This window comes from Empedobacter sp. UBA7248 (assembly GCF_002472945.1).
GTDB classification, from domain to species: domain Bacteria; phylum Bacteroidota; class Bacteroidia; order Flavobacteriales; family Weeksellaceae; genus Empedobacter; species Empedobacter falsenii_C.
Genome location: NZ_DKSU01000005.1, coordinates 86386 through 110354, shown reverse-complemented (window position 1 = coordinate 110354; position 23969 = coordinate 86386). Strand labels below are relative to the sequence as shown.

Genomic DNA, 23969 nt, shown 5'->3' with positions numbered 1-23969 from the left:
AATTATGAAAAAAATATTCTTCACATTATCACTCTTCACTATTTTATTTTCTTGTGAATCCTCTAAACTGGCTCCAGTTCCTACAAATGCGGTAAAACCAACTGTTACAACAGAGCAAACACCAAATGATACTGATGATCCTGCAATTTGGATCAATTATCAGAATCCTGAAAAATCATTAATTATTGGAACAGATAAACAAGAAGAAACGGGCGGTTTATACGCCTATGATTTGAATGGTAAAATCGTAAACCAAATCGTTCCGCTTAATCGTCCAAATAATGTGGATGTTATGTACGGTTTTCCTCTTAATGGAAAAAAGGTTGACATTGCAGTGCTTACCGAACGGGCAAACAATAAAATTAGAATAGTTTCTCTTCCTGATTTTAAATTGATTGATGATGGCGGAATCGAAGTTTTCAAAGACGAAACATTACGCGACCCAATGGGAATTGCTTTATACAAAAGCAAAGACAATAAATTTTACGCAATCGTTGGTCGTAAAGATGGTACAAACGGAGAATATCTACATCAATATGCATTAGAAAACAATAATGGAAAAATAGAAGCGACTTTGGTGCGTAAGTTTGGAAATTATTCGGGTAAAAAAGAGATTGAAGCCATTGCAGTTGACGAAGAGTTAGGCTTTATTTATTATGCTGACGAAACAGCTGGAATTAGAAAATATTATGCTGATCCAAAAAAAGGAAACGAGGAAATTGCATTTTTTGGACAAAAAGATTTTAAACGCGATCATGAAGGAATTGCGATTTACAAAACCAATGCAACAGATGGTTACATCTTGATTTCGGATCAACAAGCAAATTATTTTAATGTGTACAAACGACAAGGCGAACCTTCAAATCCTAATGAACATAAATTAATTGCTAAAATCCCAGTTTCTACTATCGAATGTGACGGAGCTGATGCAATAAACTTCAATTTTGGAACTAAATTTCCTAAAGGTTTCTTTGTTGCCATGAGCAACGGAAAAACATTTCAAATTTATGATTGGCAAATCATTCAAAACGAAATTGATAAACAAGCGAAATAATTAGATATTTAAGCATAAAAAAATCCGAGTAAGTGCTCGGATTTTTTGGTTTTGTATATTTTGTATTTAATTACATCTTAACTTCATTAAGTTTCAAAAATTATTACTTCACCATCTTGCATAGCTTTGAATAACCATTTATTTTTTATACAAAGCTCAACTTCCTTTTCTATTAATTCACTTTCTTCATGATCTGATCTATAATGAGGTAATAATGCATAATCAAAAACACCCAATCCTTCAAAAATCGGAATATTTATCTCTTTGTAAGGAAAATTATTATAATCATCTACTTGTTTGATATACTTTAAAGAATCGCAAAGAATACAAATCCCTGCGCTATAACCACCCCAGAAAAAATCTTTCCTATTTATTATTTCTTTAAAAATGTTATCAAAACCACTCAATCTCATAGCTTGTCTTAGAACAAATGTATTACCACCACAAACCCAAATACCATCAAGTTCCAAGATTTTCAACCTCAACTCATCCTCTTTCCCAAAGTATTCTTTTAAATCCAAGTGCTCACAATAAAGTCCTAAATTTTCTAAAAATTTCATTTCTTCAATAAGAGATTTTTCTTTGTTTTCTATATTAACTCCTATCCAATCTCGTGAATTATTAATATGACCAATTCTTGCCCCTTTATTGAGCATTTTTGGAATTTGTTCATAATCATTTCCAAATTTGAATGAAGATAAATAGAATTTCATTTTATATTGTAAATTTTTAGATTATTCTAAATTAGAGAAAAAAGAAATATTTGTGACAAAAATTTATCTTTCTACCTAACTCTTTATTACATCATTCAGAAAGTCATTCAATTGCTGTGCTAATTACTTTATTACTTTTGGTATTTGACATATCAGAAATTAATTGTAGTAATTAAAATTGTTTGATTTAGAGTTTAATTGATTTAAATATTTCTTAATAACTAATTTAAATAAAAAACGTTATAAAATACAATTCAAAAAATAAATCCGAGCCCTTACTCGGATCTATTTTGCTAAATATTTTAATAAAAATTATTTGCGGTTAATAAATTGTGAAGGATAATCTGTTTCGATAATATCTGGTCGTGAAATTAAATGCTGAATATAACCTCTTGTCCTTTCTAAATCTGTTGGTAATTTATCTGTAGAAGGCGCAATTGCAATCATCACCATTACGCCTTTTTTGCGCAAATAAGCAATCATTTCTTTTTGTTCATCTTTCACTTCCAATCCGATCCAAGCAATCATTCTGTCATACGAAACATTTAGTTTCTCAAAACTTTCAACATCTTTCATTGAATGAAAAGGTTTCATAAACATTACATGATCAAGATGTTTAGCATAATAAGCCACCTCTTCATCTTTTCGTAAACCTAAAACTACATTAGGATAAGGATTTTCTTTCAGAAATTTCACATAAGTTGCATACGGAACACCTTTATTATCCAATTGAAAAATAGTTTTTCCTTGACTCCAATCTAAAGCTTCTTTGAGTGTAGGAATTTTAAAATCTGTCAACTTTCCTTCCCTATCTTTTAATTTTGCATTTTTGATTTGAGTATAGGTATAATCTTTTACCTTTCCTTGTAAATTTGTTGTACGATTGAAGGTATCATCATGCATCAAAATAAGAACAGAATCTTTTGTAAGTTGAGGATCAATTTCGAAAAAAGAAGGCATGATCGATAAGGTTTTCTCGAAAGCCTCAATACTATTTTCCGGATAACCAGGCATTATTCCTCCTCTATGCCCCGAAATTATAATAGGTTTATTTTGATCTTGTTTGAAATATGATTTTAACTCATCAAAATTCTTAATATCAACCGTGTGTAATTGAGCATTAGCCACAGTAACTGTAGCTAAAACACTCAATAAACTAATTATTTTTTTCATGAAAATGATGATTAAAAACTATATCTAAATCCTATCTGAATTTGATATGGACTAAATGCATAATTTGTTTTTCCTGTATTGGTATTTACATTATATACAAAATGTTTCTCTGTTGCATCAAAACTTTTGATTGAATAAATATTTTGCTTTCCGATACGTGGACCAACACCCCAATCTTTACTTAATAAATTTGCAACATTGAAAATATCTAACCCAACTTCAAATTTATGTTTCTCGATAATATTGAACTTCTTTGTTAAACGCAAATCAAACGTTCCTGCAAATCCATTAATACCACCATTTCTTTCAGCAATTTTTCCAAAACTTTTGCGGATATAATCTTTTGTATGATTTTCTACTTCTGGATTATCTAAAATTGCTTGAATTCCTTTCTTTAGATAATCTGGTGTTGAAGCACTATTTGGATCATAGATATAAGCTAAATCATTCGAATTCACAAAATCTCCATTCATATTACCATTCACCGCCAACGAATAACGAGTTCCTCCTATTCCACTAAAACGGATACCAGCAGTCATTCCCCAAAAAGTTGGTGATTGTCCATACACAACCAATTTATGACGGAAATGAGTATCAGAATAATTCATTTTACTTAAGTTTCGAGGATCTTCTGGAACCATCAAACTCAAAGTTGCTGTATTTGTAACATTACCATTGTAAGAAGTGTTATCTTTTGAATCGTTCCACGTATATGAAACTGAAATTTGTCCATCCTTAAAATAACGATACGTACCATCTAAGACAAATGCATATTGATCTTTTTTACCATCACTAATTAATTCTAAAACGCGACCTAAATCTTTCGTTTTTCTACCATTTACCCAGTTTGCTGCTCCATTTTTTGTATTAATAGACGCTGCAGGCACATAAACACCACGATTCGCTTCTTCCGCAATTCTAAAAAAAGGTTCGTCAACCATATTACGATCCACATACATGTAGTTATTACGCGCCCAGTTTGCATAAGCACTAATTCCTACACGCAAACGATCACTAAAGAAATGGTTATAAGAAGCATTTAATTTATACACAGTTGGCACTTTCGCATCTTTACTATTCGCATTTATTGTGATTAATTTCTCAATGTTAGGATTATTGAACAAATCTTTTCCTGGAGCAGTATCAGGATTTTGTCTATAACCGATAAAATCTGGCGTTGGCACTAAAGCTCCTTCAATATCTACAGCAGCAACCTTTGTTCCATCAAATAACATATTATTAATCATAGAATAAGGATTAAGTGAAGAACCAAAAATACCTCCACCAAATTTCACGAAATCTTTTCTATTTTGATTAATATCCCAAGTCAATTGAAAACGGGGTTGAATTTGCCATGTATTAATTTTATTATCTGTTCTAACACCTAATTGTTTATCAGCAATTTCATTGTAATTTGCGCCATTCAAGTATTGCATATTCTCTACACGCAAACCAGCCATTAAGTCTAAACCTGGAGAAATTTCTGTTTCCATTTGTCCATAAACAGCAGAACTTAGTTGATTAATAACTGTAGATGGATCGTCCGTTAATCTAATCTCTCTTGCATAACGATAGGGTGTCATATTCTTGAAATTGTCCATACCAGTAAAATAAAAACGTCCGTTCATTTCACTACCATACACATTTACCATTCTGTAATACGAGAAATCTCCACCAAAAGTATATTTGATATTATTTCGATTGATGTAAATATTATTCACCAATTGCACCACATCCCCTTTAAACCATTCTGGTGAAAAGCGTTGTCCACCTAACTGAATATTTGTAAACTGATTTTTACCATTAATTGTCGAACTAATTCCTTCTACAATTGCTCGCGGAATAGATTCAGTTGGTAATTCCTTTGATGCTAATACAGATTGGTTCTCTAAAAAATACTGAACTTTTAATTCATTTGTAATATCATCATTAATATCAGTTCTCAACGATAACATCAAACTATTGTCGGTTTTCTTACGATCAATATACGATTCGTACATATTGATTGTTGTATTATCACCTTCTGATAATAAATCTTTTTCGTGTACAAAATTATTACGAAGCGTTAATAAATTTCTTGCATTAATCTGCCAATCTAAACGTAAAAATGCAGCATTTGTATCTTTATTCTTGTTAAATGATCCAAATTGAGGATTATTTGAAACGCCATATTTTTCACGCGCAATACTCAAAAATTGATCTAAAGTAGATTGTGTTACATTAAATAAAGCTTCGTCACTTTCATTATTAATATTTGCAATGAATAATGGACGTTTATCAACTTGTCTATCCCAAGCAACAAAAAAGTGTGCTTTATCTTTCTTAATTGGTCCACCCAAAGAAAAACCATATTGATAAGTAGAAAACTCGTTATCTCTTTTATTTCCACGAATATCATACGGACTAGAAAGCCAATCTGTACGACCATACAAAAAAGCACTTCCTTGCATTTTATTTGTTCCAGATTTTGTAACAGTACTAATTGTTCCTCCACCAGCACGACCGTTTGTTACATCATATTCATTTGTTACAACTTTAAACTCACGAATTGCTTCCATCGAAATAGAATAAGAAGACGAAGTAGAACCTCCTGCAATAGTACCTCTATTAGACATTCCATCTATTGTATAATCGACAGATGAAGATAATTGACCACCAATACTTGTACCATTGCTCAACGGAGATAAATCAATTAAAGAAGTGAAATTTCGCCCATTTACAGGCAAAGTTTGTAAATCTTTTGCTGATACAGAAGTAGACGCACCAACTTGTTTGATAGAACTTTTTAAGGTTTGTCCGCTTACCATTACTTCATTTAATTCAGTTGTTCCATTGGTGAATTTGAACGGAACCCAAATTAAATCTCCTTGATTTAAACTATATCCTTCTAAAATTTCCTCACCATGTTCTTCCGAAATAATAGTAACTGTATAAGGAGAACCTAATGGCAACTGCTTTAAGTTATACTCTCCTTTTTCATTCGTTTTCGTAGAAGCTGTAAATCCTGTCGATTCATTTTTCACAACAATGGTTACATTGTGCAAATCCGAACCATTAGCATCAGTAATTTTACCCGATATACCTGCTAAATCTCCCTTGTGCATAAACTGCAGTAGTTGCTCCCATCACAAAAACAACTGCTGATAGTTGAAATAAATTAAGTTTCATGTATATGTTTTATTTGAAACCCAAAATTATTTTTTACCTCACAATATGGTGTTACTTAATAATTAAGAAAGCTTTAACTAAAAGTCATAAAAAAGTTAACAGTTACAAGAAATTTAAACGTTTAATAAACCTTAAGAATTTAGTTTTAAGATTTAAAAGAGTATTTAAAGAAAATAATATGTTAAAAAATCCGAGCAAATGCTCGAATTTAATTATACGATTATAGCTTTTTTTCGAGCTGATTTTTTCATTCGATACATAAAGTAAATAATTAGAGACAATAGAAATGAAAAGATAAAATATCGAATTGCTAATCCATTTTGAGTATTAACTTTACCCGTGCTTGAGATAATAAAACTTGTAAGCGAAGTAATAATATATGTCATTCCTCCCATCAAACCACCAGCAACACCAGCATTTTTGGGAAAAGCCATCATATTTGAAGTAAAGAAGGATGTGAATAAAATTCCTGAACAAATATGAATGAAAAACACAAAAAATAATAAAACAAATAGATTTTGAACAAAGAAACCTGTGATAATCAAAATTGAAATCAAAATTAATTGAACAATAATAGGTAAAGCTATACTTTCTTTAAAATCAAGATGCATTCTTTTCTTTCCGACAAATCCGCCAATCATCCACGAAAAACCTAAAATTAAAGTTGAATAACCAATCACAACAGAATTAAAATGGTAAGTATTTTCAATTAAAAATGGACCAATAATATTGAAAATCATCACAATAGAATAAGCAACAGCTTGTATCATTATACCAACTATAAAGAATTGATTTTTAAGCATCATTCTATAAGTATCGATGACGTTTTTTAAATTTAATTTAGTTTTTTCAGTAATACTTTCCCCACTAAAAACCAATTCAAAAATTAAAATTAAAGCAGCATAAATAGCTAAAAAATAGAAATTTGCATGCCAATTGAATAATTTCTCTAAATATCCACCTAAAAATGGCGCCAAAATAGGTCCGCATGACCAAACAATTGTAAAATAACCTAAATAATGTTTCGCCTTTTCTGATGTATGAATATCGATAAAAAGTGCTCGAGTTGCAATGACAATAATCGCAACTGAAATTCCTTGAATAATTCGGAGAAAACAAATCAACAAAATACTATCTGTACTCGCGATAACCAAGCTTGTGATTAGTACAACAAATAATGCTACAATTTTTGGATAATATCGTCCAATTGCATCCAAAATACTTCCAATAAACAATTGGGATAAACCGTAACTCAATAAAAAACAAGTCAAAGTTAATTGAATACTACTTTCTGGAACCATCAGCGATTTTGCCATCGACGGAAATGACGGCAAATAGATATCTGTTACAAATCCCGAAATTGGAATCGAAAAGAAACCAAGTATACTTACAATTTTTTTACTTTTTTCTGATGCTTCTCTCAACATAAATCATTTTTTACGATGCAAAAGTAAAATGAATGTGAAATTGATGAATTAAAAAAGACAAATAAAAAATTACAAAAATCAAATAAATTAATTTTCTTGTTTAAATTTTAATGGAGAAGTTAAAGTATGTTTTTTAAAAAAATTATTAAAATGTGCTGGTTCTTCAAAACCTAATGTGTAACCAACTTGCGCAATATCCCAATCAGTATACAACAGCAAATTTTTGGCTTCTTCAACAATTTTCTGTTTAATAATCTGTGTTGTTGTTTGTTTAGTCACAGATTTCACCGATGAATTGAGATGATTTACATGAATATTTAATTTCGTTGCAAAATCAGCTGGTGTTTTCAAAATAAGTGGATGAGCAGGCGAATCGAGCGGAAATTGTTTGTTTAATAATTCATCAAACTTCTTATACAATCTCACATTTGAAGGCAATTCAACCGCATGTATTTCATCAACTTTTTGTTCTAAAACATAATGAAAAATAGCAGATAAATGATTACGAATACTAAAATATCTCAATTGATAATTGGATTGATTAAGACGATACATTTCCTGAAAATAAGACAAAATCAAAGGTAATTGTTCTTCCGAAATCTCAATGAATGGAGAACTCCAATCTTTAAACAAAGATGTTTTTTTGAAGACATCAAACTCTTTATTTTCAGAAAAAAATTGTTGATTGAACAAACAGAAATAACCCTCTTGTAAACTTGATTTACATTCCCAAGTGTAAGAAATATGAGGAGATGGAAGAAATAAAACCGGCTTAGAAATATACCGTTCATTATTTCCATATTTAAAAACTCCTTCGCCAATCAACAGACTAATTTTGTAATAATCTCGTCGACTATATGGACTTTTAAAACTACAATATTTGCGCAAAGAAATATTAAAATGCGCTTTATCGTGTTCAAAATTAGCAGAATTCATCAACTCAGCTTGTTTTAAACTAATTTTATTATAATAATCTGCAATAGTTTCTAATTCTTGGCTCATCTCTATTCTTACAAAATTCAAATAAACAACATTTTAAAATAATTACATGTTAAAATCTATATTAATCATAAATATTATAAAATTTCATTAACTTTAATCACATTCAAAATTCAATAAAAATGCCTTGGAATCCCGAAATTTATAATCAATTCAAAAATATTCGTTATCAACCTTTTTATGATTTAGCGGATTTGATTTCTGCTGATAATTTGAAAAATTGCGTCGATGTTGGTTGTGGAACTGGTGAACAAACAGCTATTCTTGCCAATAAATTTGAACACGCTAATTTTTTAGGAATTGATTCTTCTAAAGAAATGCTCGAAAAGTCAAAAGAATTTGATTTAGCCAATCTTACATTTCAGCAACAAACGATTGAAGAATTTGCAAATTCTGATACAAATTGGGATTTAATTTTTAGTAATGCAGCGTTACAATGGTCAGATAATCATGAAAAATTGTTTCCCACATTAATCTCAAAACTGAATGATAATGGACAATTTGCGGTGCAAATGCCTTGTCAAAAAGATAATGTATTAAATGTTATTTTGAGTGATTTGGCACAAGAAAAACCTTTTGCAAATTATTTGAATAATTTTCATCGAGATTCGCCTTTGTTAACGATAGATGATTATGCGAAAATCATGTTTGATAATGGATTGAAAGATTTGAACATTAACATGAAAGTTTATCCAATTTACGGAAATGACGAAACAGAATTTTATAATTTCATTTCTGGTTCTGCATTGATTCCTTATATGGAGCGCTTAACTACAGAACAACAAGAATTATTTACTACAGAATTCAAAACAAGAATTAAGAAATATTATAAGAATTTTCCTGCAATTTATTCCTTTAAGAGAATATTGTTGTATGGGAGAAAGAGCTAAATAAAAAAGAGAATCATAATTGATTCTCTTTTTTATTTATTAAAATTTAATCTAAATCGTCTAATACTGATTTTAAAATATTACAACCTTTGATAATATCTTCATCCGAAATATTAATTGGTGGTGTAATTCGTAAATTCTCGATACTATACATCAAAAAGAAAAGAATCAAACCTCTGTTCATACATTCTTGCTGAACGCGCAACGTATATTCTGGCGATGATAATTCTGGCGCAAGCATTAAACCTTTACCATGAATTTTCTTAATTTTTGGATGTTGAAGATTTTCTCTGAATAATTGCTCTTTACGATCAATATCATCCATCAATTTTTCATCTTCTATAACATTTAGTAGCTCCAAAGCCGCTGCTGCAATCACAGGATTTCCACCGAAAGTTGTGATATGTCCCAATTGAGGATTCTGCTTAAGAGAACTCATAATTTTATCAGAAGTCATAAACGCACCAACAGGCAAACCACTCGCCATGCCTTTTCCCATCGCTACAATATCTGGTACAACTCCAAAATGTTCGAAACCAAACAATTTTCCAGTACGTCCAAAACCTGGTTGAATTTCGTCCATAATCAATAATGCACCAACTTCATCGCAACGTTTTTTCAGCTTGATAAAGAAATCATTTTCTGGCAATCTAAAACCAGAAGCACCACGAATACTTTCTACAATAACACCAGCTGTTTCTTTGGTAATTTTTTGTAAATCTTCTTCGTTATTAAAGTCAATAAAATAAACTTCTGGTAACAATGGTCGGAAAGCAGCTTTCTTACGTTCATCACCCGAGACACTCAACGAACCATGTGTATTCCCATGATAGGCATTTCGAAAAGAAATTAATTGACGACGACCTGTAAAACGTTTCGCTAATTTAAGCGAAGCTTCGATCGCTTCTGTTCCAGAATTTACCAAATAAACTTGATCCAATCCTTCTGGTGTTAAATCAACCAATCGCTTACATAATTCAACTGGTTTTTCTTGCGCATATTCACCATAAACAGCAACATGCATATATTTGTTTACCTGATCTATAATCGCTTGATTGATGCGCGGATGGCTATGTCCAAGTGTATTCACCGAAACGCCAGCCACAAAATCAAGATAGGCTCTTCCATCCTTTCCATAGATATAAGAGCCTTTTGCGTAATCGACTTCAAAACCAGATGCAAAATTTGTTGTTTGCGCCTGATATTTGAAAAATCCTTCCTTTAATGTTCCCATTTTATTTTAATAAAAAAAGTACAGCTGCACCGCCCATTGCATACGCTGCAACAGTAAGAGCATCTGATTTACCTTTCGAAAATTTTCTTATTTTGAACGATGAAATATCATTTTTATGAAACTTCAATTCTTTTTCTGTTCCTTTTACAACAGCATACAAAGTATCAGCTTTCCATTGCTTCGCCTCTATTGTATATTCTTTTCCTTGCGCATCTACTTTATAAAATTGATCGGGTTTGATAACATCCGAAATTTTAATCGTAGAAGGATCTATCGCTACTTTCTCTTCTTTATTCTCTTGTTTCTTTGCTTTTAATGCAGCTAATTCTTCTTTACTTTCTGAAAGAGATGAACTAATTGCATTTTCATTCGGACTTTTACGTTCTCTTCTCAATTCAGCAATATCAGCTCTGGAACGACTTCTTTCATTAGAATTAGTCGTTTGATTTTGATTATTACCTTTAGACATTTCCAATGCATACTCCTCAGGATCAAAAGCTTTGTATGTATAACAACTAGACAATAGCAGAATAGATAATATGATAGATGTAGTTTTCATTTATAGTTTTAGAAATTAAACGATTAATTTATGAAAAGATTATTTCGAATCGATAAAAATATCTCGCCAAGTGTTTAATCGTTCAGAAATTCGCCATTTAAAATCGGGCAAATAACGCATTTCTTCTGGAAATTTTGACAATGGATACATTTTTCCGTCCGATTTTATACGACATGCAACCAATTCAACATCTTTTCCTACAACATCAACTTCTATAATTCCACAATACGAAATATTAACTCCATAACGTTCTTTCACTTTCGTTTTTTGATCCGTATCATCCATGTACGTCAACGCGACAGCATTTTCTTCTACATTTATAAAATCAATTTTATCGTCCTGAAAAAGAACAGTTAAATATTTTCCTTTAATTTGATGATATTCATTTTCCACAAGCGAATCCACTTTAGCAATCACAAAAGCATTATTGAACACTTTCATCGAGTCTAATTTTTCTGTTTTCGCATTTGTATATGCTTCGATATAATCTCCAGTCACTTGATTATCGCCAGAAAATAAAATTGGATCTTTATAAAATTGCATCAATCCTTTAGTTTGATTGTACACCAAAGAATCTGCTTTTCCGTTCGCATTCGATTTGTAAAAACGCGCTTTATGAAATGCTTTCACTAATGAAGTTGAATCTACATCGTGACGTTTTACCGCCAACAATGTATCTGCACTAATGTAAAGCGAATCTTTATCAAACGCTTTCACAGCATACGCATTCTTCGTTACAAAAGCCGAATCTAAGTATTTAAAAGCTTCCCCGTAATCTCCCTTCAAAAATCTTTTTTCTAAAGGATCATCCAAAAAAACATCACCTTCACCTTTACCAAAACCTGTTTTATCGTTGAAATAAAGTTTTTTAGCCGTTAAAGTTTTGTTTTGATAATAAACTTTTGAATTTCCTCTTAACCAAGCTTCACCTGTTTTTTTATTAAAATCACCATCCGAAGTAATGATATATTGTGATGGATCATTTCGACGTGTAATTTTAGAATAATCGCGGAAAGTTGTAATTCCCGTAATATCATTGGTCGTCATTTTTCTTGAATAAATCGTATAATCTTTATTCGTAATAAAAACTTCTGAACCAAAATTTGCCGATTTAGACTTTACATTATACACAACATTTCGTCCTTCAACTAAAGTTCCATCAGAACCAATTGTTTTGTAAGTATCATTTACAATGATATTTCCTGTCAATCGCTCGTAAATCATTTTCTCAGAACTGATTTGTTGCGTAGGCGTCTTCACTTCTACTTTTCCAATACCAGTCGCAATCTCGGTTGTACGATTATAATCCATATAATCTGCCGTAATACGAGAACTTGGATCAGTCAACACCACATCTTTGAAAGCTTTTGCAATTGTTGTGTTTCCGTCGTACTCCATTTTATGCGCCGTAATTGTTTTGTCTTTGCTCACCAAACGTGCATTCGACCAAACAACAGCCAAGTTTTTATCTCGATATAAAACCGCACTATCAGCCGAAATTACATCACCTTTATATTCAATAACAACATTACCTGACAAAAATTCATTTCCTTCAAAAAGCTTTGGATTTTTTTCAGTTAAATCAGCATGCCTTAGAATAACTTTTTCTTTTTTAGGTTTCTGTTGCGCAAAAGCACTTATCGTTATAAAACATGAAAGTAAAAAAGCAACTTTCAAACCTGTTTTATTTTTATTTATATAATTAATTAACAATTACTTATTATTTTTTATTTAATCTCTATTTCACTTCAAAAAAGTGTTAGCCAAAATTAGTATTATTTTTTTAGTCCTAAAAATTAATTATTACGTTAAAACGTGCTTGAATACTTAAAATTTTCATAATGTTTTAATCAATATGATAGATTTTTAAGTCTTAATTTGATTAAAAAAATAACTATTATTCATCAAATTAAGTTTTAAAATTCTTAACTTCATATTCAATTTTATAAATCTATTAAATGCCTCAATATCAAAATGTATTAGACAGTCCAAATACCAATACTATTTTTATGGTTTGGAATTTCAAGGAAAATACGACTTACAAAGATGCTTTCAAAAAGCTTTGTACTTTGGTTATCAATCTTAATCATTCAGCAAATACACGTTTTCCGAAAACGCAATCGAGCGTTATTTTAGGAATTAGCTACGATGCTTGGATAAAATTAGATTTACCAAAACCTTTACCGAAAGAATTAAAACCTTTTGTTGCCATTAAAGGAGAAAAGCATGAAGCCGTTTCTACAAAGGGCGATATTCATTTTCATATCCGCTCTACGCAACAAAGTTATTGCGTTGATATCGTTTCTAATTTGACTGATTTATTAAATGATGTTGCGACCTGTCAAGAAGAAATTCATGGTTTTAGATATTGGGATGGGCGTAGTATTTTAGGTTTTGTTGATGGAACTGAAAATCCGCAAGGTAACGAGAGAATAAATTTTGGTTTGATTGGCAATGAAGATTTTGCTTATACAAATGGGAGTTATTTATTTGTGCAAAAATACATTCATGATATGCAAGCTTGGAAAAATTTACCAATCTCTGAACAAGAAAAAGTAATTGGTAGATCTAAAGTTGATGATATCGAAATGAATGATGATGAAAAGCCTTCGAATTCGCATTCTGCATTAGCAAATGTTGGAGATGACAAAAAAATTGTTCGTGATAATATGCCTTTTGGAAATATGTCTACAAATGAAATGGGAACCTATTTTATCGCTTATGCCAGAAAATTTAGTATTGTAGAAGAAATGTTAAAACGCATGTTTGTTGGCGAACCTGTCGGAAACTATGATCGAATATTAGATTTTAGTAAAGCCAAAACTGGAACTTTATTTTTTGTTCCTTCTTTTGATTTATTAGATCAATTTTCTAATTAAAAATAACAAAAAAGACCTTTTACGAAATCGTAAAAGGTCTTTTGATTTTATAAAATCAAGGTTATTTATTTTTACGAGTTCCGTAAAAATACAATGAATGATTATCAATTTTGATATCAAAAATATCTTCTATCGTTTGTTTAATAGATTGAATTCTTGGATCACAAAACTCCAATACTTCTCCTGTATCAGACAAAATAATATGGTCATGATTTTTGTCGAAATATGATTTTTCGTAATGCGCTTGTTGATCTCCAAACTGATGTTTACGCACCAATTTAGCTTCCATCAAAAGCTCGATAGTATTGTATAAAGTAGCACGACTAACGCGGTATTTCTTATTTTTCATTTTGATATACAACATATCAATATCAAAATGATCATCTGTAAAATAAATTTCCTCTAAAATAGCATAACGTTCAGGTGTCTTACGATGTCCATTGTCTTCCAAGAAATTCGTAAACACTTGCTTTACTATTTCGTAATTACTTGATTTTACTGATTCGTCTGTCATATAAAAAATTTGTGTAAATATACAGAATATTTCCTTATCAATGTAACGAAACAGCTTTCAATTCGTACGTTTTTTCTATCTCTTGATAATAAATCTTTATAATAGTCTATAATTAACAATATATCTATATAAGAAAATATATAATCTTTCAAAATTATTTTATCCTTTACACCACAAAGGTTAACTTTGCACACGATGGAAGAAAATTATTTAGAAAAACTGAACGAACCACAGCGTTTGGCTGTAGAAGCTACCGAAGGTCCAGTAATGGTGATTGCAGGTGCGGGTTCTGGAAAGACGAGAGTGTTAACTTATCGCATTGCTCATTTACTAAATAAAGGAGTTGATGCTTTCAACATATTGTCTTTAACATTTACCAATAAAGCTGCCCGAGAAATGAAAGAACGTATCGGACATGTGGTTGGCGAAGCGAATGCAAAAGCTCTTTGGATGGGTACCTTCCACTCTGTTTTTGCGCGCATTCTACGTGTTGAAGCTCCGCTTTTAGGTTATCCATCAGATTTTACAATTTACGATCAACAAGATGCAGTTTCGGTAATGACAAAGATTATTAACGAAATGCATTTGGATAAAGATATTTACAAAGCAAAACAAGTTTTGGGAAGAATTTCTCAATACAAAAATAACTTGATTACAGTTAGAGCTTATCATAACAATCAAGCTTTAATTGAAGCCGATAACGAAGCAATGCGACCTCGAATGGGCGATATTTATAGAGCTTATGTAGATCGTTGTTTCAAATCTGGTGCAATGGATTTTGATGATTTATTGTTACGTACCAACGAAATTTTGACGCGTTTTCCTGAGGTTTTAGCAAAATATCAAGAACGTTTCAAATACATTATGGTTGATGAGTACCAAGATACCAATCATTCGCAATATTTGATTGTAAAAGCATTGGCTTCTCGTTACGAAAACCTTTGTGTGGTTGGTGATGATGCGCAATCTATCTATGCTTTCCGTGGTGCAAATATTCGAAATATTTTATCATTCAAATCTGATTATCCTGACGCGAAATTGTATCCATTAGAACAAAATTATCGTTCGACACAAATGATTGTGGAAGCTGCGAATCAGATTATCAAACAAAATCAAGATCAATTAGAAAAAAATGTTTGGACAGCAAATGAAACTGGTGAAAAAATAGCTGTTTATCGTGGACTTTCTGATGCTGATGAAGCGCGTTATATTGCAACTCAGATTTGGGAAAGACAGATCAATGAACATCTTCAACCAAAAGATTTTGCTATTCTTTATCGTACAAATGCTCAATCTCGTGCATTAGAAGAAGCCTTGAGAAAAAGAGGAATTCAATACCGTGTTTATGGCGGAACTTCTTTCTATCAACGCAAAGAGATTAAAGATATGGTAGGCTATATGCGATTATTGATTAATCAAAATGATGAAGAAGCTTTATTGCGAACAATCAATTATCCAGCACGTGGAATTGGTCAAACAACAATTTCTAAACTTTTGGTAGCGGCAGATCAACATCAAATTAGTTTATTTTCTTTGATTGAAAATATTGCAATGTATGCTCCAACAATTGGTATAAATGCAGGAACAGCAAACAAACTGAATGATTTTGTGTTGATGATTAAGCGTTTCCAAGTCATGTTAAAATCTCATGATGTGTACGAAGTAACGATGGAAATGGCTAAAACGACACAATTATTGAATGCGTTGAAAGAAGATTCTACACCAGAAGGTGTTTCTCGTTTAGAAAACGTTCAAGAGTTGTTAAACTCGATTCAAGGTTATGTCGAAGAACAACAACAATTAGACGAAGGAGATGCTTCTTTAGGAGGTTTTTTAGAAAATATTGCTTTAGCAACTGATGCGGATAACGAGGAAGATGACGATAACAAGGTAAATTTGATGACTGTTCACTTAGCGAAAGGTTTAGAATTCCCTGTTGTATTTATTGCAGGTTTAGAAGAAAATCTTTTCCCTTCTATGATGAGCGTTAACACACGCGCTGAGTTAGAAGAAGAGCGTCGTTTATTTTATGTTGCCTTGACACGTGCCGAGAAAGTGGCTTATATGACCTACTCTGTTTCACGTTTCCGTTGGGGAAAAATTATCGATTGTGAACCTTCTCGTTTCTTAGAAGAAATTGATGATAGTTTCTTAGAATGGAAAAATCTGAATATTTCTGCAAGAGCTTCAAACAATAGTGGATTATCAGCTGATTTATTTGGAGACGAACCAACGCCGCAACAGTATCAACAACGAGAAAAATCGGTTGCAAGACCTAATCCGAGAGCTCGTGTAGAACCAGCTCAACCAAGGTCAAATTTCAAACCAGTAAATCAAACGAAAAGCAGTGCTTCATCAACAGCGAATACTCAAGGTTTACAAGTTGGTCAAGTTGTCGTTCACGATCGTTTTGGACGAGGAATTGTGAAAGATTTGCAAGGAGAACCATCAGATATGAAAGCCATTATTCATTTTGATAATGCTGGAGAGAAAAAATTACTCTTAAATTTTGCTAAACTAAAAATCATTCGATCATAATAATAAAAAGAAAAAGGTTACAGTAATTTGTAACCTTTTTCTTTTTATATTTTAATTAATTACATACCTGATATTAAACAAAAGGTTTAAATAAGATATCATCAAAATTTAGAATAAAATTCTTGTTATGATTTATTTTTTCGAATAAATAAACAGATTAAATCTTATAATTAAGATTTTTTTAGCATTTTAGCACCACAAATAAACACAAGAACAAAAATTTTATACTCAAATGGATGATATCATCAATCTAATAAGCAGCTACGTCTGGTCATATGCTTTAATTGGACTTTGCGCTTTAACAGGAATTTACTTCTCTATTCGCACCGGATTTTTACAAGTAGTTTATATAAAAGACATGGTTCGTTTGCTTTTTAGCGGCGAAAAATCGGACAAGGGAATCACACCTTTTCAAGCCTTTTCTTTAGCAATTTCTGGTCGTGTTGGAACAGGAAATATTGTAGGTGTAGCTACTGCAATTGCTATGGGAGGACCTGGAGCCGTTTTTTGGATGTGGTTTATCGCATTTTTAGGAAGTGCATCTGCATTCATAGAATCTGCATTAGGACAGGTCTACAAACAAGAAATTAATGGAGAATATCGCGGAGGTCCGTCGTATTACATCGAAAAAGGTTTAGGAATCAAATGGTACGCAGTTTTATTCGCAATCATTACAATTATGAGCTGTGGATTATTATTACCAGGCGTTCAGTCAAATAGTATTTCATCTGCTTTGAATAATGCTTTCGATATTCCTATGTATGATTTTGCCGGAATTCCAATTAACGTAGTAGGTTTTATAATTATTGGATTATTAGCTTTAATCATTTTTGGAGGCGTAAAACGTTTAGGACAAGCCTCAGAATTCATTGTTCCTTTTATGGCAGGTGCTTACATCTTAATGGCTATCATTATTATTGGGATGAATTTCGAACAAATTCCTTCTGTTTTAAGATTAATCTTTTCTTCAGCATTCAATCAAGAATCACTTTATAGTGGCGTTTTTGGTGCTGCAATTGCTTGGGGAATAAAACGTGGAATTTATTCTAACGAAGCTGGGCAAGGAACTGCTCCGCACGCAGCAGCAGCAGCGGAAGTTAATCACCCAGCTCAACAAGGTTTAGTACAAGCTTTTTCCGTTTACATTGATACTTTATTTGTGTGTACAGCAACCGCTTTTATGATTTTATTTACAGGAAAATACAATGTAAATCACCCAGAAAAAGTTGGAAATTTTATTACAGAAAATCTTCCTGGAATAGATTATACAGGATTTACTCAAGCCGCTGTTTCAAGTGAATTTCCTTCTTTTGGAGATAGTTTTGTTGCAATTGCTTTGTTTTTCTTTGCTTTTACTACTATTATGGCTTATTACTATTATGCGGAAACTAATATTACATATATTTTCAAAGGTGAAAATACTAAAATATATGTTTGGATTTTACGCATTTGTTTCTTGGGTGCAACATATTATGGAACAATTAAAACTGCAGAAACAGCATGGGCTATTGGTGATATTGGTGTTGGATTAATGGCTTGGGTTAACATAATTGCTATTTTATTATTAAGTAATGTTGGTCTTAAAGTTTGGAAAGATTACAAAGACAAACGCAAAAAAGGAATCAAAAATCCTGATTTCAATCCGTTAGAAATCGGAATTAAAAATGCTACTTTTTGGGAGAACAAAAATAAATAACACAAAAAAAGCCACTTCGTTTGAAGTGGCTTTTTTGCTATTAAAATTATGATTATTGTGCTTGAGTAAACTCTAAGTTCACCAATAATTTTACTTTATCCGAAACAACTAATCCTCCTGCTTCTGTTACTTGGCTCCATCCTAATCCGTAATCTTTACGATTGATTTCTCCTGAAAATTCAAATCCAGCTCTTTGTAAACCCCATGGATCAGTGATAACTCCACCAAAATCAGCATTCAATGTAATTGGTTGTTTCTCACCACGAATTTCTAAAGTTCCATTAATTTTTCCATTTTGAATACCTGAAGTACTTTCAAATTTCATTTCTGGAAACTGTTCAGCAGCAAAGAAATCAGCTGATTTTAAATGTCCATCTCGATCTGAATTTTTTGTATTAATAGATTCAATCTTCGCATCAAATTCAAATTTTGCATCAGAAAAATCATCTGAATTAGCTTCTACACCAGCATTGAAATGATCAAAATTTCCTGTTACTGTAGAGATTACCATGTGTTTTACTTTGAATTGAACTTCTGAATGAGAAGGGTCTAAATTCCATTTTGTTGCCATAATGTTTTGTTTTTATTTGTTATTTAAATTGATTTGTTTATCCTATTTTGAATGATAACATTCCTAATGATCCATAAATTAATTTGTCATTAAAAAGTGTTACTTCCTCTTCTTTTCCTTGTAATGCTAATGCGTAAATAGATGGCAAATAATGTTCCATAGATGGTACAGCAAGATTAAATGCGCTACCTTTTTGTACAAAATTGAACAATTCGTCGTGATTACCTGTTTGAACAATATTCTTGAATGTATCATTCACTTCGTAAGCCCAATCGTAACCAGCATTTGGCTCATTCCAATTTAACGCTCTCAAATTGTGTACAACATTCCCACTTCCTACTATTAATACACCTTTACTACGCAAAGCGTCTAATTCCTTTGCTAATTCGTAATGCTCTTTTGGCGTTTTATAAACATCCAAACTCAGTTCTATCATCGGAACATCTGCTTCTGGATACAAAAATTTAATCACACTCCAAGAACCGTGGTCAAATCCCCACATTTTGTCTAAATCGACATCTGTTGTTTTAATTAAATTTTTGACCTCTGTTGCTAATTCAGGACTTCCTGGTGCTGGATATTCAACATTAAATAAAGCTTGCGGAAAACCATAAAAATCGTGAATCGTTTTGGGTTGTTCTAAAGCCGTAACTTTAGTTCCTTTCGTTTCCCAATGTGCCGAAATACAAATAATTGCATTTGGTTTTGGGATTGTTTTTCCAATATTCTTCCAACCTTCTACAAAAATATTTTCTTCGATTGCATTCATCGGAGAGCCATGTCCTAAAAATAAAACTGGCATTTTATCAGTTGTAGAAAAACTTGAAGTAATTGATTTTAACGTATTGAAATCCACGATTTTTATAGTATATTTTATTTATTATTATTTAGCTTTTGGAGCTGAAAATTCTAAGTTAGATGTTAAGGTAACAACATCACCTACAACAGCTTCTGGGAAATTACCACCGATATTAAAATCACTTCTCTTTACATTTCCTTTTACTGTAAATCCGTAAGTTTTAACTCCGTTATTGTTAATACTTCCGTTGTAAACTAATTTTAACGCAACTGGTTTAGTTACTCCGTTTAATGTTAAATCACCAACCATTTTAAATTGATTTCCTTTAACACGTGTAATTCCTTTTGAAGAGAATTCTAATTTTGAATTTTTTGCTGCATTGAAAAAATCTGCTGATTTCAAATGATTATCACGTGCTTCAACTCCTGTATTGATTGAATTGATATCTGCAACTACATAAAATTTTGCATCGCTTAAATCTTCTTTTGTAAAGTTTAAATGAACATCAAAATTTTGGAATTGTCCTTCAACATCAGAAATTGTCATGTGAGAAACAGAAAAACCTAACTTTGAATGCGCTTTATCATTTGTATAATTTTGAGCGAATGCAGACATTGAAGCTGCTGATAACATTAACGTGAATAATAATTTTTTCATAACGAATGATTATTTTATTGTTTTTAATTAATTATTTTGATAGTACAAATTTAGCTCAGACCTCAATGAGATTTCATTGACATAAGATAAGAAATTAAAAAACTTGATTTTTTCAACTAAAAAACAATCAAATTGTATCAATTAATATTCCAAAAAGTAAAGATTTTGAATTCGTTAACAATAAAAAAACACTTCAATAGAAGTGTTTAATATTATTTTACTGGACTAAAATACCAGTATGTAGATGTTTTTTTATTCTCGACTTCCAAATATTCTGGAAATGCTTGTGGTAATAAATGTAATTCTTCCGATTTTTTCAAATCTGTTAGAATCTGACGCAAAGGATATCCTTTTTTACGATCGTGAGGAAAATATCCTTTTTCAATTAAGAAAGGCATCATATCCTTCGTTTTTACACGTTCCAACTTATTTTCTGTTAAATAAGCCTGAATATCTTCGCTCATTTTTTTGACCACTTCGCGGTCTACTTTAATATATTCGTTTCTCTTCATATAATTTTACCAATTACCATTCATGTGCGTCAAAATCATAGGACCTTCAGAAGTAACCAAAACAGTATGTTCGTGTTGCGCAAAAACGCCAGGCGCATTTCCTATCATCGTCCAACCATCCGCTTGTTCAATTGCTTCGTAAGAATTTTCAGAAATAAAAGTTTCTAACGCAATAACTGAATTTTTACGGAATCGACGTTTATCTTCTGGATCTCTAAAATTCATCAAATCTAACGGTTCTTCGTGCAATGAACGCCCTACTCCATGACCAGTTAAATTCTCGATCACATGATAATGATGTTTTTTTGCTTCTTTCTCAATAATTCCACCAATATCAGCAATTTTAACTCCAGATTTTACAGCCGCAATTGCTTTTTGAAGTGCAGAAATAGATGCGTCAACAATTTTTTGATAACCATTTACATCTTCTCCAACAACAATAGAACCTCCATTATCAGCCCAAAAACCACCTAATTCTCCAGAAACATCAATATTAATAACATCTCCGTCTTTCAAGATTTTATCGGCTCTTGGAATTCCGTGACAAATTTCTTCATTCACGCTTAAGCAAGTATAACCAGGAAATTGATATGTCTCAAAAGGAGCTGATTTACAACCAAATTTGTGCATAATCTTCGCACCGAAATCGTCCAATTCTTTTGTTGACATTCCAGGCTTTACATAATCTTTCATCTCTTTAAGAGTAACGGCTACAGCTTCGCTGACTTTTTTCATTCCGATTAACTCTTCTTCTGTCTCTATAATCATTGCTTAAATTCTATTGATTTCCTTTTCAGAAATCATTTGCAAATTTACGTGTATTTGTAACGATTATTCGCTTATTTTGATAGAAATTCGTGATTATTGTATAATAGATTATATTGTTGAGTTATTATCCATAAAAAAATCCGTCAAATGACGGATTTAAACCTATATTTTTTATAATGATTAATCTGCATCATAGATTAATACTCGTTTTGCTAGTTTATTTGGACCATTCAAAAACTCGATATGTTGTGGATGTTTTTGATATGTTTCAAATTGAACCATTGTTTCGAAAGCCGCAAACAATGAGAACGAATACGAAGCGTCGATAACATCTCTTTCTATATTCGCTGGCGTTCCAACATGAAAAAATACTGAAGGAGCAATTGATTCTAAATCTTTCAAAGCTTGATGAAATGTATTCACTTCAACTTCTGTAGCGTCGTCTTTTAACCAAAATAATACGTGGTGTGCTAACATAAAATTCTATTTTTTAGTATGCAATTTGCATTTTTACTTTCTTATTTTTTACTTTTTGACCATTCAATTTTTTCAATAAATCTGGAACTTTTTTACGATTAATCGCAACATACGAAGTCGTATCCTTTACCTCAATAATTCCGACATCGTTTTTCTCCAAACCTCCTTTTTTAAACAAAAATCCGACAATATCAACTTTGTTTACTTTGTCTTTTTTTCCTGCAGAAATATAAATCGTTTGGTAAGGTGTACGTTCTGGAATTTTATATGTTCCACCTAAATTTTCGATCGGTAAATTTTCATTTACAAATGGAAAATGTTCTTCATTACTGATAATTAAATACACAAAACCCTTCGCGTTCATACGTGCTGTACGACCATTACGGTGAATAAAAGCAGCTTCTTTTGCAGGTAATTGATAATGAATAATCGAATCTACTTCTGGAATATCCAAACCACGCGCAGCCAAATCTGTTGTAATTAAAACTCGAACCGAATCATTTCTAAATTTCAGTAACGCACGTTCACGTTCGTCTTGTTCCATTCCTCCATGAAAACTTTCGCGCGCAATTCCTTTTTCATGCAACAAATTGCTAATACGATCAACTGCATCGCGGTGATTACAGAAAATCAACATACGTTTGCTTCCAATTTTACAAATCAAATTGAATAATGTATCCAACTTTTCTTCTGAAATGGTATTAACCACTTTCATATGTAAATCAGGTTTTACCTCGATTTGTTTTAGATAACTCACGATTTTTTCATCATTCAAACCAACAAACTCTGGAATGTTTTCCATTTCTGTAGCAGAAGTCAAAATACGTTGTTTTAAGCCAGAAAGTTGCTCAACAATATAGCTCATGTCTTCTTGAAAACCTAATTCTAACGCTTTATCAAACTCGTCTAAAATTAAAGTTTGAACAGTTGAAGGATCAAAATTTTCGTTACGCAAATGATAGGCAATACGTCCTGGAGTTCCGATTAATACAGCTGGAGCTTCTAACAAAGTATTTTGCTCAACTTTTGTATTATGTCCACCGTAACAACATGTTACTTTATAATCAGATTTCATCGATTTGAAAACTGTTTCGATTTGTAAAGCTAATTCACGCGCAGGAACTAAAATTAAGGTTTGAACACCTTTTATATCCGGATTTAAATCTCTTAAAGTCGGAAATAAAAACGCCAATGTTTTACCAGAACCTGTTGGTGATAATAGAATTAAATCTCGTTGATTTTCGGACATTTTGAATGCTGAACGTTGCATTGCATTCATATCTTTGATGCCCAAATTTTTATAAAGTAAATCGATTTGCATGCTGCAAAAATAGTCTATTC

Annotated in this window: 21 protein-coding genes; 5 read left to right on the top strand and 16 right to left on the bottom strand. The window is 31.6% G+C overall.

The genetic code is table 11. The features are described from left to right. Positions 1-4 precede the first annotated feature (4 nt). Positions 5-1054 (top strand): phytase, encoded by a 1050-nt coding sequence (locus B4A23_RS02820; protein WP_291116638.1) that lies wholly within the window; start codon positions 5-7, stop codon positions 1052-1054. An 86-nt stretch (positions 1055-1140) separates the two neighbouring features. Here B4A23_RS02820 and B4A23_RS02815 read toward each other — a convergent pair whose 3' ends face one another. From B4A23_RS02815 to B4A23_RS02795, 5 genes are all read right to left on the bottom strand, one after another. Then, entirely contained in the window at positions 1141-1767 is a 627-nt protein-coding gene (locus B4A23_RS02815; RefSeq protein WP_291116635.1) for a Type 1 glutamine amidotransferase-like domain-containing protein, read from the bottom strand. A 312-nt stretch (positions 1768-2079) separates the two neighbouring features. Then, positions 2080-2940, bottom strand: coding sequence for a glycerophosphodiester phosphodiesterase family protein (locus B4A23_RS02810; protein WP_291116632.1), 861 nt, complete (start codon positions 2938-2940; stop codon positions 2080-2082). 11 nt (positions 2941-2951) lie between these two features. After that, complete coding sequence (locus tag B4A23_RS02805) at positions 2952-6044, bottom strand: TonB-dependent receptor (protein WP_291116629.1); 3093 nt, start codon at positions 6042-6044, stop codon at positions 2952-2954. A gap of 276 nt (positions 6045-6320) precedes the next feature. Continuing rightward, the gene (locus tag B4A23_RS02800) at positions 6321-7535 is read right to left on the bottom strand and encodes an MFS transporter (protein WP_291116626.1); all 1215 of its coding nucleotides are present in this window, start codon (positions 7533-7535) and stop codon (positions 6321-6323) included. A gap of 87 nt (positions 7536-7622) precedes the next feature. Next, positions 7623-8537, bottom strand: coding sequence for a helix-turn-helix domain-containing protein (locus tag B4A23_RS02795; protein WP_291116623.1), 915 nt, complete (start codon positions 8535-8537; stop codon positions 7623-7625). Between the two features lie 119 nt (positions 8538-8656). Between B4A23_RS02795 and B4A23_RS02790 the strand changes: the two genes are divergently transcribed. Then, entirely contained in the window at positions 8657-9424 is a 768-nt protein-coding gene (locus tag B4A23_RS02790) for a methyltransferase domain-containing protein (protein WP_291116620.1), read from the top strand. Positions 9425-9470: 46 nt separating this feature from the next. On the opposite strand, the gene B4A23_RS02785 is transcribed toward B4A23_RS02790, so the two are convergent. Genes B4A23_RS02785 through B4A23_RS02775 form a run of 3 tightly spaced genes read right to left on the bottom strand, consistent with a single transcriptional unit; the run spans position 9471 to position 12930 of the window. Then, the gene (locus B4A23_RS02785) at positions 9471-10658 is read right to left on the bottom strand and encodes an aspartate aminotransferase family protein (RefSeq protein WP_291116617.1); all 1188 of its coding nucleotides are present in this window, start codon (positions 10656-10658) and stop codon (positions 9471-9473) included. Position 10659: 1 nt separating this feature from the next. Then, the gene (locus B4A23_RS02780) at positions 10660-11217 is read right to left on the bottom strand and encodes a hypothetical protein (protein ID WP_115000645.1); all 558 of its coding nucleotides are present in this window, start codon (positions 11215-11217) and stop codon (positions 10660-10662) included. 39 nt (positions 11218-11256) lie between these two features. Further along, complete coding sequence (locus B4A23_RS02775) at positions 11257-12930, bottom strand: OstA-like protein (protein ID WP_291116613.1); 1674 nt, start codon at positions 12928-12930, stop codon at positions 11257-11259. A gap of 245 nt (positions 12931-13175) precedes the next feature. Between B4A23_RS02775 and B4A23_RS02770 the strand changes: the two genes are divergently transcribed. After that, positions 13176-14096 (top strand): Dyp-type peroxidase, encoded by a 921-nt coding sequence (locus B4A23_RS02770; protein WP_291116610.1) that lies wholly within the window; start codon positions 13176-13178, stop codon positions 14094-14096. Positions 14097-14157: 61 nt separating this feature from the next. Here B4A23_RS02770 and B4A23_RS02765 read toward each other — a convergent pair whose 3' ends face one another. Beyond that, positions 14158-14610 (bottom strand): Fur family transcriptional regulator, encoded by a 453-nt coding sequence (locus B4A23_RS02765; protein WP_038331681.1) that lies wholly within the window; start codon positions 14608-14610, stop codon positions 14158-14160. A gap of 195 nt (positions 14611-14805) precedes the next feature. Here B4A23_RS02765 and B4A23_RS02760 point away from each other — a divergent pair, with 195 nt between their 5' ends. Together B4A23_RS02760 and B4A23_RS02755 are read left to right on the top strand one after the other, a co-directional pair. Next, positions 14806-17148 (top strand): ATP-dependent helicase, encoded by a 2343-nt coding sequence (locus B4A23_RS02760; protein WP_291116607.1) that lies wholly within the window; start codon positions 14806-14808, stop codon positions 17146-17148. Between the two features lie 232 nt (positions 17149-17380). Next, positions 17381-18844 (top strand): alanine/glycine:cation symporter family protein, encoded by a 1464-nt coding sequence (locus tag B4A23_RS02755; RefSeq protein ID WP_291116603.1) that lies wholly within the window; start codon positions 17381-17383, stop codon positions 18842-18844. A gap of 52 nt (positions 18845-18896) precedes the next feature. On the opposite strand, the gene B4A23_RS02750 is transcribed toward B4A23_RS02755, so the two are convergent. The 7 genes from B4A23_RS02750 to B4A23_RS02720 form a co-directional block, all read right to left on the bottom strand. After that, complete coding sequence (locus B4A23_RS02750; protein WP_291116600.1) at positions 18897-19415, bottom strand: YceI family protein; 519 nt, start codon at positions 19413-19415, stop codon at positions 18897-18899. Between the two features lie 37 nt (positions 19416-19452). Further along, positions 19453-20271, bottom strand: coding sequence for a 4,5-DOPA dioxygenase extradiol (gene ygiD / locus B4A23_RS02745; protein ID WP_291116597.1), 819 nt, complete (start codon positions 20269-20271; stop codon positions 19453-19455). Positions 20272-20298: 27 nt separating this feature from the next. Then, entirely contained in the window at positions 20299-20871 is a 573-nt protein-coding gene (locus tag B4A23_RS02740; RefSeq protein ID WP_291116594.1) for a YceI family protein, read from the bottom strand. Between the two features lie 212 nt (positions 20872-21083). Then, on the bottom strand, positions 21084-21383 hold the full coding sequence (locus B4A23_RS02735; protein ID WP_038331664.1) for a hypothetical protein: 300 nt from the start codon (positions 21381-21383) through the stop codon (positions 21084-21086). 6 nt (positions 21384-21389) lie between these two features. Beyond that, on the bottom strand, positions 21390-22151 hold the full coding sequence (gene map / locus B4A23_RS02730; RefSeq protein WP_291116591.1) for a type I methionyl aminopeptidase: 762 nt from the start codon (positions 22149-22151) through the stop codon (positions 21390-21392). Positions 22152-22331: 180 nt separating this feature from the next. Continuing rightward, entirely contained in the window at positions 22332-22628 is a 297-nt protein-coding gene (locus tag B4A23_RS02725; RefSeq protein WP_291116588.1) for a Dabb family protein, read from the bottom strand. Positions 22629-22641: 13 nt separating this feature from the next. Next, entirely contained in the window at positions 22642-23949 is a 1308-nt protein-coding gene (locus B4A23_RS02720) for a DEAD/DEAH box helicase (protein WP_291116586.1), read from the bottom strand. Positions 23950-23969 lie beyond the last annotated feature (20 nt).